The organism is Streptomyces sp. NPDC015242, from assembly GCF_043079125.1.
GTDB lineage: Bacteria > Actinomycetota > Actinomycetes > Streptomycetales > Streptomycetaceae > Streptomyces.
This window is the reverse complement of sequence record NZ_JBIBUF010000004.1, coordinates 685,417-701,014: the sequence shown is the minus strand read 5'-3', so window position 1 is coordinate 701,014 and position 15,598 is coordinate 685,417. Positions and strand designations below refer to the sequence as shown.

Sequence of the window (15,598 nt, the reverse complement as noted above, 5' to 3'; positions counted from 1 at the left end):
TTCTCAAGGAACGGTCGCTTCCTTTGTACTCACCCTCTCGGGCTTTCCTCCGGGCGCTTCCCTTCGGTCTTGCGTTTCCGACTCTATCAGATCTTCTCTCGACCCGATTTCCTCGGTGCTTTCCAGGTTTCCGCTTTCGCGGTTTCCTTTCCGGCGGTTCCGACTCTATCAGATCCTTTCGGGCCTGATTCCCGGTCAGCGGGATTCGTCTTCGCGGCTGTTGGGCCGTTCCGACGAGTGAGACTTTAGCGGATTCCCCGGCTCTCGATCCAATCGAGGGGCCGCGTCCTTTCGAACGGGGATTCCTCAATCCGTGAATACGCACGCCAATGAAACGACGACAGAACTACTGCGTCGAGTAGTGGTGAGGTACCTGCGGATTGGCTGCCCGGGGACCGACCGGAGTCGGCGCTCACGTCGGGCAACTCGGAGAACACTACGGATGGGGTCCGGGCGTGTCAACTCACCGGTGGGCGGCACTTCCGGGGCGTACTGTGGGGTGCATGACGACGCGTACGTGCAACCAGTTCTGGTGGGCCGCCTGACGGCGGCCGTCCTCACGTATGCGCTCGACGGCCGCCGCTTCGGCGGCCGTTCGCGTTTCTCCCTCCTGGTTCACCGAGGGGTGGCCGCTCGGGGCGGTGGCCACGACCAGGAGGTGGAGAAGAGATGACACGGGTCTTCAGCGGGATCAAGCCGACCGGGCATCTGACGCTGGGGAACTATCTGGGGGCCATGCGGCGGTGGGCCGAGGTCGACCAGTACGCGGCGGACGCCCTGTTCTGCGTCGTGGATCTGCACGCGCTGACCGTGGAGCACGACCCCGCGCGCGTGCGGCGGCTCAGCCGGCAGGCGGCGACGCTGCTGCTGGCGGCCGGGCTGGATCCCGGGCGGTGCACGGTGTTCGTGCAGAGCCATGTGGACGAGCACGCGCGGCTGTCGTACGTGCTGGAGTGCGTGGCCACCGACGGTGAGATGCGGCGGATGATCCAGTACAAGGAGAAGGCCGCGCGGGAGCGGCGGCGGGGTGGGAGTGTGCGGCTGTCGCTGCTGACCTATCCCGTGCTCATGGCGGCGGACATCCTGGCGTACGGGGCCGGCGAGGTGCCGGTGGGGGAAGATCAGCGGCAGCACGTGGAGCTGGCGCGGGATCTGGCCGTGCGCTTCAACCAGCGGTACGGGCACACGTTCGTGGTGCCGCGGGCCACGAACCCGGGGGTGGCCGCGCGCGTGATGAATCTGCAGGATCCGGCGTCGAAGATGGGCAAGAGCGACGACGTCGGGCCGGGGATCGTCTATCTGCTGGACGAGCCGGACGTGGTGCGGAAGAAGGTCATGCGGGCGGTGACCGACAGTGGCCGGGAGGTCGTGTACGACCGGGAGGCCCGGCCGGGGCTCGCCAATCTGCTGGAGATCCTCGCCGCGTGCACCGAGGGCGACCCCGAGCGGCTGAGCGGCGCGTACACCTCGTACGGGGAGCTGAAGAGGGACACCGCCGATGCCGTCGTGGAGGTGCTCCGGCCCCTGCGGGAGCGGCACGCGGAGCTGTGCGCGGATCCGGCGTACGTGGAGGGGGTGCTGCGGGACGGGGCGGAGCGGGCCCGCGGGATGGCCCGGCCGACGGTCGATGCCGCGTATCGGGCGATCGGGCTGCTGCCGCCGGTGACCGAGGCGGCCGGGGCCGTGTGAGGTGACTGGGGTGGGGGCGGCCGGGTGGGCCGCCCCCTGCCCGGTGGTCAGCTGTTGTTGCCGGAGGCCAGGGCGCGGCTGCGGTCGCGGGCGGCTTCGAGGGCGGCGATGAGGGCGGCCCGTACGCCGTGGTTCTCCAGTTCGCGGATGGCGTTGATCGTCGTGCCGGCGGGGGACGTGACGTTCTCGCGGAGCTTGACCGGGTGTTCGCCGCTGTCGCGGAGCATCGTCGCGGCGCCGATGGCGGACTGGACGATGAGGTCGTGGGCCTTGTCGCGGGGCAGGCCGAGGAGGATGCCGGCGTCGGTCATGGCTTCGACCAGGTAGAAGAAGTAGGCCGGGCCGGAGCCGGACAGGGCGGTGCAGGCGTCCTGCTGGGACTCGGGGACGCGCAGCGTCTTGCCGACCGCGCCGAAGAGCTCCTCGGTGTGGGCGAGGTGCTCGGCGGTGGCGTGGGTGCCGGCGGAGATGACGGACATCGCCTCGTCGACCAGGGCCGGGGTGTTGGTCATGACGCGGACGACCGGGGTGCCGGGGGCCAGGCGCTCCTCGAAGTAGGCCGTGGGGATTCCTGCCGCGCCGCTGATGACCAGGCGGTCGGCGGGGACGTGCGGGGCGAGCTCGTCGAGGAGGGTGCCCATGTCCTGCGGCTTGACCGTGAGGATCAGGGTGTCGGCGGTCTTGGCGGCTTCGGCGTTGGTGACCGGGGTGACGCCGTAGCGGGTGCGGAGTTCCTCCGCCCGTTCCCGGCGGCGGGCGGTGACCAGGAGGTCGGACGGGGTCCAGCCGGCGCGGATCATTCCGCTGAGCAGGGCTTCGCCGATCTTGCCGGTGCCGAGGACTGCGACTTTCTGGGTCATGGCTTTCGGTGCCCTCCGGAGGTTGCGCGTCGTCCGGGTTCATCCTCGCACCCGGGGGTGGCGGGGCGGTGGGTGTGTCCGGTGGGCGGGACGCGCGCCCGGGCCGGTCACACGGTGCGGCGGCGGAGGGTGGCCGCTCCCAGCGTGAGGACCAGCAGGGCGCATCCGGCGACGATCGACACGTCCCGGACGAACGTGGCCGTCATGTCGGTGTGGTGCAGGACCTCGTTCATGCCGTCCACCGCGTACGACATGGGCAGCACGTCGGAGACGGTCTCGAGGACGGGGTGCATCTGGTCGCGCGGGGTGAACAGGCCGCACAGCAGGAGCTGGGGGAAGATCACCGCCGGCATGAACTGGACCGCCTGGAACTCGGAGGCCGCGAAGGCCGAGACGAAGAGGCCGAGGGCCGTGCCGAGGAGGGCGTCGAGGAGGGCCACCAGGAGCAGGAGCCAGGGGCTGCCGGTGACGTCGAGGCCGAGCAGCCAGAGCGCGAGGCCGGTGGCCAGGGCGGACTGGATGATCGCGAGGGTGCCGAAGGCGAGGGCGTAACCGGCGATGAGGTCGCCTTTGCCGAGGGGCATGGCGAGCAGGCGTTCGAGGGTGCCCGAGGTGCGTTCGCGCAGGGTGGCTATGGAGGTCACGAGGAACATCGTGATCAGCGGGAAGATCCCGAGGAGCGACGCGCCGATGCTGTCGAAGGTGCGGGGGCTGCCGTCGAAGACGTAGCGGAGCAGGAGCAGCATCACGCAGGGGATGAGGAGCAGCAGCGCGATGGTGCGCGGGTCGTGGGTGAGCTGGCGCAGGACCCGGGTCGAGGTGGCGGTGGTGCGGGAGGCGCTGAGGGCGCGTGGGGGCGCGGTGGTCATCGGGTCGTCTCCTTGGTGCGGGCTGCGGCCCTGGCTTCGTCGACCAGGTGCAGGAAGGCCTCTTCGACGGAGTCGGCGCCGGTGCGGGCGCGGAGGGCGTCGGGGTTCTCGTCGGCGAGGAGCCGGCCCTCGCGCAGGAGCAGCAGGCGGTGGCAGCGCTCGGCCTCGTCCATGACGTGGGAGGAGACGAGGAGGGTGGTGCCGCGGCGTTCCGCGATGTCGTGGAAGAGGGCCCACAGGTCGCGGCGCAGGACCGGGTCTAGGCCGACGGTCGGCTCGTCGAGGACCAGGAGGTCGGGGGTGCCGAGGAGGGCCACGGCCAGGGAGACGCGGCTGCGCTGGCCGCCGGAGAGGGTGCCGGCCAGGGCGTCGGCGTGGGTGGTGAGGTCGACGTCGGTGATGGCCCGGGTGACGTGTTCGTGGCGGCGGTCGGCGGCGGCGCGGCCGGGGTCGAGGATCGCGGCGAAGTAGTCGAGGTTCTGCCGGACGGTCAGGTCGTCGTAGACGGAGGGGGCCTGGGTGACGTAGCCGATGCGGGTGCGCAGGGCGGGGTGGCCGGCCGGGCGGCCGAGGACGTCGAGGGTGCCGGTGACCTTCGCCTGGCTGCCGACGATCGCGCGCATGAGGGTGGACTTGCCGCAGCCGGAGGGGCCGAGGAGGCCGGTGATCCGCCCTCGGGGGACGGTGAAGGAGAGGTCGCGGAGGACGGTGCGGGGGCCGCGGGTGACGGTGAGGTTCCGGGCCTGGACGGCCGGCGGTTCGGTGTCGGGGCGCGGTGGGCCGGGAGCATTATTCATCATGCGATGAATAATGCTCCGGGGTGCCGGGGGCGTCAAGCGGCCGGTTGGCCGGAAGGCGTCCTCGCGCACAGGAGGATCACCTCGTAGACCTCTTCCACCTGGCCGTCCGGGAAGGCCCTGAGCAGGTGCTCGCGCTCCGCGGCGAGGAAGGGCGCGGTGCGTTCCGGCCCGTGCACCAGGAAGACGGAGTGGCTGGCGCGGTTGGCCAGGTGGGTGTCGACCGGGACGCGGCGGCTCCAGCGGACCGTGCGGCGGGTGAGGTCGAGGCGGCCGGTGGGGTCGGCGGCGCGGGCGTTGACGTCGCGCTTCTCGGCGGAGACGTCGATGCCGAAGTGGCGGGCGGTGCGGGCGGCGGCCTCGGCGATCCAGGGCACGTCGAGGGCGTCGGTGTTCCACCACAGCGCCAGGGCGCCGCCGGGGCGCAGGACGCGGAGGGCCTCGGGGACGGAGCGGGCGGGGTCGGTCCAGTGCCAGGCCTGGGCGTAGGTGACGAGGTCGAGGGAGGCGGTGGCCAGGGGGAGGTCGTCGCCGCTGCCGCGGACCAGGGGGATGCCGGGGAGGGTGCGGCGGAACTGGGCCGCCATGCCGTCGCCGGGTTCCACGGCGACGACCCGGGCGCCGCGGGCGTGCAGGAGGGCGGTGGCGATACCGGTGCCGGCACCGATGTCCGCGACGCGGGAGCCGGTGAGCGGGCGGCCGGTCAGTTCCTCCAGCGCGTCGAAGAGGGCCGGCGGGTAGGTGGGGCGGTGGACCGCGTACTGGGCGGCGGCTGCGTTGAAGGAGTGGGCCCGCGCGGCGCGGGTGGGCGGCTGCGCCGGGGTGGGGCGGGGGGCCGGGGCGGAGCGGGGGGCGCGGGCTCCGGGTGTGGCGTCGGCAGGCTCGGTCATACCGCCATGGTGGCCGGGGGTGGGCGCGGTGGCGGTGGGAATCCGGTGAGAGCGGCGTCAGGCGCGGCGCTTCTTCGACGGGTCGCCCGAGCGGCGGGTCGTGCGCTTCTCGTGCCGCTCGCGTGCCGCCTCGTACTCGGCGCGGTGCAGCTTCTCGCCGGGGGCCTCGGTGAGGGAGCGGAGGAAGTAGGCGAGGAGGGAGCCGACGAACCCGATGGTGAGCAGGCCGCGCAGGGAGGCCTGGCGGTCGGGGTCGGGGCGGCGGGTGAAGCCGTCCCAGGTGTGGCGGAAGGCCATGGCGCTGCAGACCGCGAACATGACGACCATGAGCAGGGAGACGAAACCGCCGATCGCGGCGATCTGCAGGCCCTGGTAGGCGAGGCGCAGGACGAGGCAGGAGGCGACGGCGGCGGCGAGGGAACCGGCGGCCACGGCGACGCGGCGGGCGCTGTAGCCGTTGTCGTGGTTCAGCCAGGTCGCGCCGAAGAAGCGGAGGGGTTCGGGCCGGGGCCCGTCGTGGGTGGGGGTGGGGGTGCCCGTCTCTGTGCTCACGGCTCGATTATGGCTTTCCGGTGTGCGCGGGGTGCTGCGGCGGCCTGTGACCCCTTGGTGGGGTGGCGGGTGGCCACGGCAGTGTGGCCCGCAGTGGGGGCGGGCCACACCGGCCTGTGGTCAGGAGCAGCGGGGGCGGATGTAGCCGTCGCTGCCCGTGTTCACATAGGCGTCCGAGACGTACTGGCCGCTGGCGATGTTGTCCCAGATGTTCGTGGTGCCGTACGGGCCCGTGACCCAGGTGCCGGGTGTCTGGCAGTGGATGGCGACCCGTGATCCCGCGGGCAGGACCTTGACGATCGGGTAGCCCGTGCCGGGGCCGCTGCGGACGTTGACGCTGACGCCGGGCGCGATCGGGTAGGTCGTGGCCGCCGCGGCCAGTGTGGTGACCAGCGGTGCGGCGGCCCCTGCGGTCCCTTCCCCGGGCTGTGCGGTGCGTTCGATCTCGGCAGGCTCGACTGACATGGTGTACCTCCCCCGTTGACCCCATGGCTGCCATGGGGTCCCGTTGATTCCCCTGCATCACGCCTTCAAACACATGTGCGCGACTCGCCGGTGGAGGCTAGCAAGCCGCCTCAGTCCGGTACGACTCATCGACTAGGCTCCGTGCGTCGCGCGCGCGGACGAACAGCACGGGGGTGGTTCCATGGCGCCACAGCGAAACGCCGGGGCGGGCGCGGAAGCGGAACTTCCTGAATACGCCGGTCACTACCGGCTGGAGTCCTGCCTGGGCTCGGGCGGCATGGGCGTGGTGCACCTGGCCCGCAGCACCTCCGGGATGAAGCTCGCCGTGAAGGTCGTGCACGCGGAGTTCGCCAAGGACCCGGAGTTCAGGGGGCGTTTCCGGCAGGAGGTGGCAGCGGCCCGGCGGGTCAGCGGGGCCTTCACCGCGCCGGTCGTCGATGCCGATCCCGAGGCCGGGCGGCCGTGGATGGCCACCCTGTTCATCCCGGGTCCGACGCTCGCCCAGGAAGTGAAGCGGAACGGGCCGCTGGCCCCTGCCCAGTTGCGCCGGCTGATGGCCGGGCTCGCGGAGGCCCTGCGGGACATCCACCGGGTCGGGGTCGTGCACCGGGATCTGAAGCCGAGCAACGTGCTGCTCGCCGAGGACGGGCCGAAGGTCATCGACTTCGGCATCTCCCGCCCGGCGGACAGCGAGTTGCGGACCGAGACCGGCAAGCTCATCGGGACGCCGCCCTTCATGGCGCCCGAGCAGTTCCGGCGGCCGAGGGAAGTCGGGCCCGCCGCCGACGTGTTCGCCCTGGGCTCGGTGATGGTGCACGCGGCGACCGGACGGGGGCCGTTCGACTCGGACAGCCCGTACGTGGTCGCCTACCAGGTCGTGCACGACGAGCCGGAACTGACCGGCGTGCCCGAGGAACTGGTCCCGCTCGTGCGGCGGTGCCTGGCCAAGGAGCCCGAGGACCGGCCCTCGCCCGACGCGTTGATGCGGGAACTGCGGTCGGTGGCGGCCTCGTACGACACGCAGGCCTTCATACCGCGGCAGCGGGTGGAGGAGGGGGCGGAGCGGGCCGGGCAGGTGGTGCCCGAGGCCGCGGCGGAGGCCGCGGAGGGCACCGGTGACGCGCGGCCGTCCCGGCGGCGGCTCGGCAGACGGGGGGCGCTGGCCGCCGGGGCCGTCGGGCTGGTCGTGGCCGGGGCGCTGACGTCGGTGGCGCTGGCCGGGGGCGGTGGTGCGGCGCCGGAGGTCACCTCGCCGCGGACCACGGCGGCCGCGTTCTCCGGCTGGGAGGCGGAACCGGTGGGCCGGGAGGGCGTGCCGCAGTGCTCGTACGCGAAGGGCGCCCTGCTCTGCGCCCGGGACGGGCTGGTGTTCGCCCTGGACGCCGCGGACGGGCGGCCGCGGTGGCGGCACGCGCTGGACGGGTCCGCCGCCGGCGGGCCACCGGCCGGTCCGCCCGTCGTGGCGGGCCGGCTGGTGCTGGGCGGGCTCGGGCAGGGGCGGGAGCTGACCGGCCTCGACATCGCCTCGGGCGACGTGGCCCGGCGTGCGGAGCTGCCCGCCCACGGCGGGTTGCGGGCCGTGGACGGCATGGTGCTGCTCACCGCGGCCGACGGCACGGTCAGCGGGGTGGACGCCGTCTCCGGTGACGTGAGGTGGAGCCGTCGCGTCGCGGGCCAGGACGTGCCGTACTTCGTGTCGTTCGCCGGTGATCCGCTGGCCTACGCGGCGACCGTGTCCGGGGACGGGGGCAGCACCCGGGTCACCGCGGTGGATCCGCGCTCGGGCGACGTGCGGTGGGACGCGCGGCTGGACGGCGCCCTGGAACCGGTCGGGACGGCGGACGGGGCGGTGGTCCTCCTCTCCGTCGACGCGGTCACGCAGGAGGCCCGGGCCGTGGTGCGCTACGACCCCGGGAGCCGGAAGAGCGTGCGAGTGCCGCTGCGGGTGCCGCTGCAGCAGGCGGTGGGCGGCGTGCGGGGGGACGTCGTGCACCTCATGGCGACGGGCGGAGCGCTGGTCGCCGTCGATCTGGCGGCGCGCGAGCAGCTCTGGACGCTGGAGACGGGTGTCGTGCGGGGATCGAGGCCGGTCGCCGACGACCGGCATGTGTACGTCACCGCGCCGGACGGGCGGCTGCTCGGCGTCGACGCGCGGCGCGGAAGGCTGCTCGGGGAGACGCCGCCGCGGCTCGGCAGCCGCTCGGACCGGGTTCCGGCCGCCCTGCCCGAGCCGGTGGTGGTGGGCGACCGGGTCTACGGCAGCGCGCCGGACGGGACGGTCTTCGCCGTGAGCGGGCGTGACCCGGCGGGCTGGTAGGGCGGCAGACGGGAGGGCCGCCCCCCGGTGCCGGGGAGCGGCCCTCCGCCGGGTGCCCCGGCCGGATCGTGGACGATCGCGAAGGCGTCGGCTCAGCCCAGCTTCGACACGTCCCGGACGGCGCCCTTGTCCGCGCTGGTCGCCATCGCGGCGTAGGCGCGCAGGGCGGCCGAGACCTTGCGGTCGCGGTTCTTCGGGGCGTACCGGCCGTTCAGCGCCTGCTCGCGGCGGGCCAGCTCGGCGTCGTCGACCAGGAGGTCGATCGAGCGGTTCGGGATGTCGATGCGGATGCGGTCGCCGTCCTCGACCAGGGCGATGGTGCCGCCCGCGGCCGCCTCGGGCGAGGCGTGGCCGATGGACAGGCCCGAAGTGCCGCCGGAGAAGCGGCCGTCGGTGACCAGCGCGCAGGTCTTGCCCAGGCCGCGGCCCTTCAGGTACGAGGTCGGGTAGAGCATCTCCTGCATGCCGGGGCCGCCCTTGGGGCCCTCGTAGCGGATGACGACGACGTCGCCGTCCTTGACCTGCTGGGTGAGGATCTTCTGCACGGCCTCCTCCTGCGACTCGCAGACGACCGCCGGGCCCTCGAAGGTCCAGATGGACTCGTCGACGCCGGCCGTTTTCACGACGCAGCCGTCCACGGCCAGGTTGCCCTTGAGGACCGCGAGGCCGCCGTCCTTGGAGTAGGCGTGCTCGACGGAGCGGATGCAGCCGCCCTCGGCGTCCTCGTCCAGGGCCTCCCAGCGCTCGGACTGGGAGAAGGCCTCGGCGGAGCGGACGCAGCCCGGGGCCGCGTGCCACAGCTCGACCGCCTCGGGGGACGGGGAGCCGCCGCGCACGTCCCAGGTCTTCAGCCAGTCGGCGAGGGTCGGGCTGTGGACGGAGTGCACGTCCTCGTTGAGCAGGCCGGCGCGGTGCAGCTCGCCCAGCAGGGCGGGGATGCCGCCGGCGCGGTGCACGTCCTCCATGTAGTACGTGCGGTCCTTGGCCACGTTCGGGGCGACCTTGGCCAGGCAGGGCACGCGGCGGGAGACCTCGTTGATCTCCTCCAGGCCGAAGGGGACGCCCGCCTCCTGGGCCGCGGCCAGCAGGTGCAGGATCGTGTTGGTGGAGCCGCCCATGGCGATGTCGAGGGCCATGGCGTTCTCGAAGGCGGCGAAGGACGCCACGCTGCGGGGCAGGACCGTCTCGTCGTCCTGCTCGTAGTAGCGGCGGGTGATGTCCATGACCGTCCTGGCCGCGTTCACGTACAGCTGCTTGCGGGCCGTGTGCGTGGCGAGGACCGAGCCGTTGCCCGGCAGAGACAGGCCCATGGCCTCGGTCAGGCAGTTCATCGAGTTGGCGGTGAACATGCCGGAACAGGAGCCGCAGGTCGGGCAGGCGTTCTCCTCGATGCGGAGGATGTCCTCGTCCGAGATCTTGTCGTTCACGGCGTCGGAGATCGCGTCGACCAGGTCGAGCGTGCGGACCGTGCCGTCGACGAGCGTGGCCCGGCCGGACTCCATGGGGCCGCCGGAGACGAACACCGTGGGGATGTTCAGCCGCAGGGCGGCGTTGAGCATGCCCGGGGTGATCTTGTCGCAGTTGGAGATGCAGATCAGGGCGTCGGCGCAGTGGGCCTCGACCATGTACTCGACGCTGTCCGCGATCAGGTCGCGCGAGGGCAGGGAGTAGAGCATGCCGCCGTGGCCCATGGCGATGCCGTCGTCCACGGCGATGGTGTTGAACTCGCGCGGGATGCCGCCGGCCTCCCGGACGGCCTCGCTGACGATCCGGCCGACCGGCGCGAGGTGCGTGTGGCCGGGGACGAACTCCGTGAAGCTGTTGGCGACCGCGATGATCGGCTTGCGGCCGATGTCCGCACCCGGTACACCGGAGGCGCGCATCAGGGCGCGGGCGCCCGCCATGTTGCGGCCGTGGGTGACTGTGCGGGACCTCAGCTCGGGCATCGTCGCTCGCTCCTTCAGAGACTGCGTCAGAGGATTCGGAGATTTCTGACTGCTGTCGAGCGTACGCCGCTCATCCAGTGGGCGGGACGGAGTGTCCGGAATGCGGGATGACTGTCTCGCCCGCGCCCCGCCGAGGGGCTACGGACCGGTCAGGTGTCCCTGGACGACCGGGGCCAGCCGGGCGATGACCTGCTCCGGGTCCGCCGAGGCCAGCGGCTCGACCTTGATGACGTAGCGCAGGATCGCCGTGCCCACGAGCTGGGCGGCGGCCAGTTCCGCCCGCAGCTCCGCGTCGGGCAGCTCCAGCCGTACGGCGATGCGGCGCAGCACCTGGGTGGCGATGATCCGGCGGAAGACGGCGGCCGCGGTGTCGTTGGTGACCGCCGAGCGGACGATGGCGAGCAGGGGCGCGCGGGTCGCCGGGTTCTCCCAGACGCCGAAGAAGAAGCGGGCCAGCCGCTCCCCCACGCCGTCGAGCGGGCCCTCCTCGATGGCCCTGGGGGCCTGCAGGGCGGGTCCGAAGGACTGGGTGATCGCCGCTTCGAAGACCTGTTCCTTGGTGCCGAAGTAGTGGTGCACCAGGGCCGAGTCGACCCCGGCGGTCTTGGCGATGCCGCGCACGGACGTCTTCTCGTAGCCGCGTTCGGAGAACTCGTCGCGGGCGGCGGTGAGGATGCGGTCGCGGGTGCCGGCCGACTCCGTGCGCGGGGGGCGTCCGCGGCGGCGGGCGGCGGGACCGGCCGGATCGGTCATCGCCGTGGCACCCGCGCCGCCGAGGCCAGGTGCAGGCGGGTGAAGGCCAGGGCCTCGGCCAGGTCGGCCTCGCGCTCGGCGCTCGACATGGCGCGGCGGGTGTTGACCTCGATGACGACGTGGCCGTCGAAGCCGGTCAGGGCGAGGCGCTCCAGCACCTCGGCGCAGGGCTGGGTGCCGCGGCCGGGCACCAGGTGCTCGTCCTTGGCGGAGCCGCGGCCGTCGGCGAGGTGGACGTGGCCGAGGCGGTCGCCCATGCGGTCGACCATGGCCAGCGCGTCGGAGCGGGCCGTCGCCGTGTGGCTGAGGTCGATCGTGAAGTGGCGGTAGTCGTCCTTGGTGACGTCCCAGTCGGGGGCGTAGGCGAGCATCTCGCGGTCGCGGTAGCGCCAGGGGTACATGTTCTCGACGGCGAACCGTACGTCCGTCTCGTTCGCCATGCGCCAGATGCCGGTGACGAAGTCGCGCGCGTACTGGCGCTGCCAGCGGAACGGGGGGTGGACCACGACCGTGCTCGCGTCGAGCTTCTCGGCCGCCGCGCGGGCCCGCTGAAGCTTGGTCCACGGGTCGGTGGACCACACGCGCTGCGTGATGAGCAGGCAGGGGGCGTGCACGGCGAGGATCGGGATGCGGTGGTAGTCGCTCAGTCTGCGCAGGGCGTCGATGTCCTGGCTGACCGGGTCGGTCCAGACCATGACCTCGACTCCGTCGTAGCCGAGGCGCGCGGCGATCTCGAAGGCCGTGGCCGTCGACTCCGGGTAGACCGAGGCCGTCGAGAGGGCGACCTTCGCGTCCGGGATCTTCACGGCTGGCTCTGCCATGCAGGACAGGTTACGGGGTGGGACGGGCAGGTCGTGGGGTGTCTGTTCGCCGTTGTGGTGATTGCCACGTGCCCGGTCCGCGCGGCGGGTTCCCTCACGCGGACTCCATGTGGTCGAGCCGGCGCAGGATCACGCCCTCCCGCAGCGCCCACGGGCAGATCTCCACGCGCTCCACGCCGAACAGGTCCATGGCGGCCTCGGCCACCAGGGCACCGGCCAGCAGCTGGCCCGCCCTGCCCTCCGAGACACCGGGCAGTTCGGACCGTTCCCGCTCGGTCATGCCGGACAGCTTCGGGACCCAGCTCTCCACCGACTCCCGCTTGAGCTCGCGCTGGACGTAGGGGCCCTCGGCGGAACGCGCGGCGCCCGCCATGCGGGCCAGCTGCTTGAAGGTCTTGGACGTGGCGACGACGTGATCGGGGGCGCCGAGGCGGCTGAACTCGCCGACCGTGCGGGCGATCTCGGTGCGGACGTGGCGGCGCAGGGCGCGGACGTCGTCCGGGGCGGGCGGGTCGCCGGGCAGCCAGCCGGCGGTGAGGCGCCCGGCGCCCAGGGGCAGGGAGGCGGCCGCGTCGGGCTCCTCGTCCATGCCGTAGGCGATTTCGAGGGAGCCGCCACCGATGTCCAGGACCAGCAGCTTCCCGGCCGACCAGCCGAACCAGCGGCGGGCCGCGAGGAAGGTCAGGCGCGCCTCCTCCTCGCCGGTGAGGACCTGCAGCTCGACGCCGGTCTCGGTGCGCACGCGCGCGAGGACCTCGTCGGCGTTGCGGGCCTCCCGGACGGCGGAGGTGGCGAACGGCAGCAGGTCCTCGACGCCCTTGTCCTCGGCGGCCTGGAGCGCGTCGTGGATGACCGCGACCAGCCGGTCGACTCCGGCGGGGCCGATCGCGCCGTCGCCGTCGAGGAGCTGGGCGAGGCGCAGTTCCGCCTTGTGCGAGTGCGCGGGCAGCGGGCACGCGCCGGGGTGCGCGTCCACCACGAGCAGATGCACCGTGTTCGAACCCACGTCGAGGACACCGAGTCTCATGTACGGCACGCTACTGCCAGCAGGGCGCTCCGCCGTCCTCGGTGCGGGGATACGGCCCGTACCCTGGAGACGTGCCAAAGACGAAAAAGGCCAAGCGCGACAAATCACCGGGCGTCGCGGTGTCCGACGAGCAGGGACTCGACTTCGCCCGCGCGTGGGTGGAGTTTCCCGATCCGGCGGACGACGAGCAGGTGTTCCGCTGCGATCTGACATGGCTGACCTCTCGCTGGAACTGCATCTTCGGCAGCGGCTGCCAGGGCATCCAGGCCGGCCGCGCGGACGACGGGTGCTGCACCCTGGGTGCCCACTTCTCCGACGAGGACGACGAGAAGCGCGTCGCCGAGCACGTGGCCAGGCTCACGCCGGACATCTGGCAGCACCACGCCGAGGGCACGGCCAACGGCTGGGTGTCCGAGGACGAGGACGGCGACCGGCAGACCCGGCCCTTCCAGGGCTCGTGCATCTTCCAGAACCGGCCGGGCTTCGCGGGCGGCATGGGCTGCTCGCTGCACATCCTCGCCCTCAAGGAGGGCCGCGAGCCGCTGGAGACCAAGCCGGACGTGTGCTGGCAGCTGCCGGTGCGCCGGACGTACGAGTGGATCGACCGGCCCGACGACACGCGCGTACTGCAGGTGTCGATCGGTGAGTACGACCGCCGCGGCTGGGGCCCGGGCGGGCACGACCTGCACTGGTGGTGCACCTCGGCGACCTCGGCGCACGGCGCGGGCGAGCCGGTCTACGTCTCCTACCGGCCCGAGCTGATCGAGCTGATGGGCAAGGCCGGCTACGACCGGCTGGTCGAGCTGTGCGAGGAGCGCCTGGCCTCGCAGCTGCCGCTCCTCGCGCCGCATCCCGCCGACCCGGTGGTCTGAGCCGGGCCCTACGACGTGGCCGGGCTCGGGTCGCCGCTGTCCGAGGGCGGGGGCGTCGAGCCCGCCGGCTCGGTGGGCTCCGGGTCCGTCGTGGGCGTGGGGTCCGGGTCGGGCGAAGGGGGCGGGGTGGTCGGCGTCGGGTCCGGGGCCGGGGCGGACGTCGTGGGCGTCGGGTCGGGCCGGGTGGAGGGCGGCTCGGCCGGGCTGCTGGGGCGCGGTCCTGGGCCGGAGGGGCCGGGCGCGCTGCCGTGGCCCTCGATGTGGACGACGGCTCCGACCGGGGCGACCGCCACCTGCGCGTGCCAGGGGCCGGCGGGCTCCCGCAGGTGATCGACGTAGACCTTGATCGTCAACGACCGGCCGGGGGCGAGCGTTCCCGAGGACCGGCTGAGGTAGAGCCAGTGGGCGCCGGTGGTCGCGGACCAGCGGACCGGGGTCCCGCCCGTGGCGGTGAGGGTGATGAGCGTGGTGTCACCGCTGTTGTCCGCGGTGACCTCCAGGGCGGTCCCGCGGCCGGCGCCCGCGACGCCGATGACCTCGACGGAGACGTCGGCCTTGCCGTCCTTGCCGAACCGGGGGCCGGGGCGGGTGCCGGCGTTGCCGGTGTTCTCGTAGCCGCCGCCCGCCATCTCGCCGTCCAGGGCGAACGGGTCGTCCGCCTCGCGCGCGGAGGCGCTGCGGCCGTCCTCACCCTCGCCGACCGGGGTGCCCCGGTAGGCGGCCCACAGGGCGATCACGGGGGCGGCGACGACGGTGGCGACGACGGTCGTGGTCACGGCACGCGCGCGGAGCCGGTCCCGGCGCGCGGCGTGGTCCTTGGGATCGACGGGGAAGCCGCGCCGGTCGAAGCGCGGCGCGGCGCTCCGCGCGCGCGGGTGGTGGGCCATGGCGACGTGCAGGGCCGCGCGGGGTGCCGGCAGGACGGGCAGCTCCGCGGGGGTGACGCTGGTGCCGGGCCAGCGGCCGGGGATGGCGCGCTCGGCGGCGCGGCGGCAGCGCGGGCAGTCGTCGACGTGCCGGACGAGTTCGCGGCGCAGGGCCGTGCCGAGCACCAGCCGCTCGTCGCCGACGAGGTGCGCGACGCTCGGACACGCCCCGGTCTCGACGACGGCGAGGGCCGCACGCGTGCGTTCCACCTCGCAGGCGGCGGAGGCGAGCAGGTCCCGGGCGGCGGCCACGTCCATGCCGAGCACGGCGGCGACCTCGTGGGCGGCGAGGTGGTGGCGCACGGCCAGTTCGAGCGCCTCGCGCTGCTCCGGGGTGGTGCCGGCCGCCTCCGGCCAGGCCAGCAGGGCCAGTTCGCGGCGGCGGCGCTCCTGGACCTCCTCGGAGAGGCCCGGGGCGGCCTGCCGGTCGGCGCGCTGCCGTTCGGCGCGGCCCGCGGCGTGGCTGCTCTGACGTTTCTGCTTGGCCTCGGCCAGCTTGCGCAGGCACGCCCAGCGGGCCAGCGCGTACAGCCAGGCCCTGCGGTCGGCGGGCGCGTCCGGGACGTGCCGGCCCCGGCGCTCGGCGAGGGCGAGGACGTCGCCGAGGGCGGCGGTCGCGGCGTCGTGGTCGCACAGCACGGACAGGCAGTAGGTGAACAGGCCGTCCAGGTACGGCTCGTAGCGCGCGGGCGGCTGCTGAGCCAGCGTGCGCGCCGCCCCGCGGTCGCGCGCTTCCCGGTGCGCCCGATGCGCGCCGGCCGTGCGGGTCGTGCGGGTCGAGGTCTCCGGAGAACTGCTCATCATTCGGCGACCG

General features: G+C 73.4%; 14 protein-coding genes. 3 read left to right on the top strand and 11 right to left on the bottom strand.

Annotation, left to right across the window (positions count from 1 at the left end):
• Positions 1–669: 669 nt before the first annotated feature.
• A complete protein-coding gene (gene trpS / locus ACF07N_RS17870; RefSeq protein WP_392113604.1) occupies positions 670–1,689 on the top strand; it encodes a tryptophan--tRNA ligase in 1,020 nt (339 codons plus the stop codon).
• Positions 1,690–1,736: 47 nt separating this feature from the next.
• On the opposite strand, the gene proC is transcribed toward trpS, so the two are convergent.
• The 6 genes from proC to ACF07N_RS17840 form a co-directional block, all read right to left on the bottom strand.
• Positions 1,737–2,549: a pyrroline-5-carboxylate reductase gene (gene proC, locus ACF07N_RS17865; RefSeq protein WP_383336573.1), complete on the bottom strand. Its 813-nt coding sequence runs from the start codon at positions 2,547–2,549 to the stop codon at positions 1,737–1,739.
• 107 nt (positions 2,550–2,656) lie between these two features.
• Positions 2,657–3,418 (bottom strand): ABC transporter permease, encoded by a 762-nt coding sequence (locus tag ACF07N_RS17860; RefSeq protein WP_392113601.1) that lies wholly within the window; start codon positions 3,416–3,418, stop codon positions 2,657–2,659.
• On the bottom strand, positions 3,415–4,218 hold the full coding sequence (locus ACF07N_RS17855; protein WP_392113598.1) for an ABC transporter ATP-binding protein: 804 nt from the start codon (positions 4,216–4,218) through the stop codon (positions 3,415–3,417). Before ACF07N_RS17855 ends, ACF07N_RS17860 begins: the two co-directional genes overlap by 4 nt.
• Before the next feature lie 32 nt (positions 4,219–4,250).
• A complete protein-coding gene (locus ACF07N_RS17850; RefSeq protein ID WP_392113595.1) occupies positions 4,251–5,105 on the bottom strand; it encodes a methyltransferase domain-containing protein in 855 nt (284 codons plus the stop codon).
• Between the two features lie 57 nt (positions 5,106–5,162).
• A complete protein-coding gene (locus ACF07N_RS17845; protein ID WP_392113592.1) occupies positions 5,163–5,657 on the bottom strand; it encodes an EamA/RhaT family transporter in 495 nt (164 codons plus the stop codon).
• Positions 5,658–5,777: 120 nt separating this feature from the next.
• Positions 5,778–6,122 carry an SH3 domain-containing protein gene (locus tag ACF07N_RS17840; RefSeq protein WP_392113589.1) on the bottom strand — a complete coding sequence of 115 codons (345 nt, stop codon included), beginning with the start codon at positions 6,120–6,122 and terminating at the stop codon, positions 5,778–5,780.
• Positions 6,123–6,303: 181 nt separating this feature from the next.
• Here ACF07N_RS17840 and ACF07N_RS17835 point away from each other — a divergent pair, with 181 nt between their 5' ends.
• On the top strand, positions 6,304–8,439 hold the full coding sequence (locus tag ACF07N_RS17835; RefSeq protein WP_392113585.1) for a serine/threonine-protein kinase: 2,136 nt from the start codon (positions 6,304–6,306) through the stop codon (positions 8,437–8,439).
• A gap of 92 nt (positions 8,440–8,531) precedes the next feature.
• Here ACF07N_RS17835 and ilvD read toward each other — a convergent pair whose 3' ends face one another.
• The 4 genes from ilvD to ACF07N_RS17815 form a co-directional block, all read right to left on the bottom strand.
• Positions 8,532–10,385 carry a dihydroxy-acid dehydratase gene (ilvD, locus tag ACF07N_RS17830; RefSeq protein WP_392113582.1) on the bottom strand — a complete coding sequence of 618 codons (1,854 nt, stop codon included), beginning with the start codon at positions 10,383–10,385 and terminating at the stop codon, positions 8,532–8,534.
• Positions 10,386–10,523: 138 nt separating this feature from the next.
• Entirely contained in the window at positions 10,524–11,138 is a 615-nt protein-coding gene (locus ACF07N_RS17825) for a TetR family transcriptional regulator (RefSeq protein ID WP_392113579.1), read from the bottom strand.
• A complete protein-coding gene (locus tag ACF07N_RS17820) occupies positions 11,135–11,959 on the bottom strand; it encodes a sugar phosphate isomerase/epimerase family protein (RefSeq protein WP_383336564.1) in 825 nt (274 codons plus the stop codon). The genes ACF07N_RS17825 and ACF07N_RS17820 overlap by 4 nt, the downstream gene beginning before the upstream one ends.
• Positions 11,960–12,053: 94 nt before the next feature.
• Positions 12,054–12,986, bottom strand: coding sequence for a Ppx/GppA family phosphatase (locus ACF07N_RS17815; RefSeq protein ID WP_383336563.1), 933 nt, complete (start codon positions 12,984–12,986; stop codon positions 12,054–12,056).
• A 71-nt stretch (positions 12,987–13,057) separates the two neighbouring features.
• Here ACF07N_RS17815 and ACF07N_RS17810 point away from each other — a divergent pair, with 71 nt between their 5' ends.
• Positions 13,058–13,858, top strand: coding sequence for a hypothetical protein (locus ACF07N_RS17810; protein WP_383336562.1), 801 nt, complete (start codon positions 13,058–13,060; stop codon positions 13,856–13,858).
• Between the two features lie 8 nt (positions 13,859–13,866).
• On the opposite strand, the gene ACF07N_RS17805 is transcribed toward ACF07N_RS17810, so the two are convergent.
• On the bottom strand, positions 13,867–15,588 hold the full coding sequence (locus ACF07N_RS17805; protein ID WP_392113575.1) for a hypothetical protein: 1,722 nt from the start codon (positions 15,586–15,588) through the stop codon (positions 13,867–13,869).
• Between the last annotated feature and the right edge of the window lie 10 nt (positions 15,589–15,598).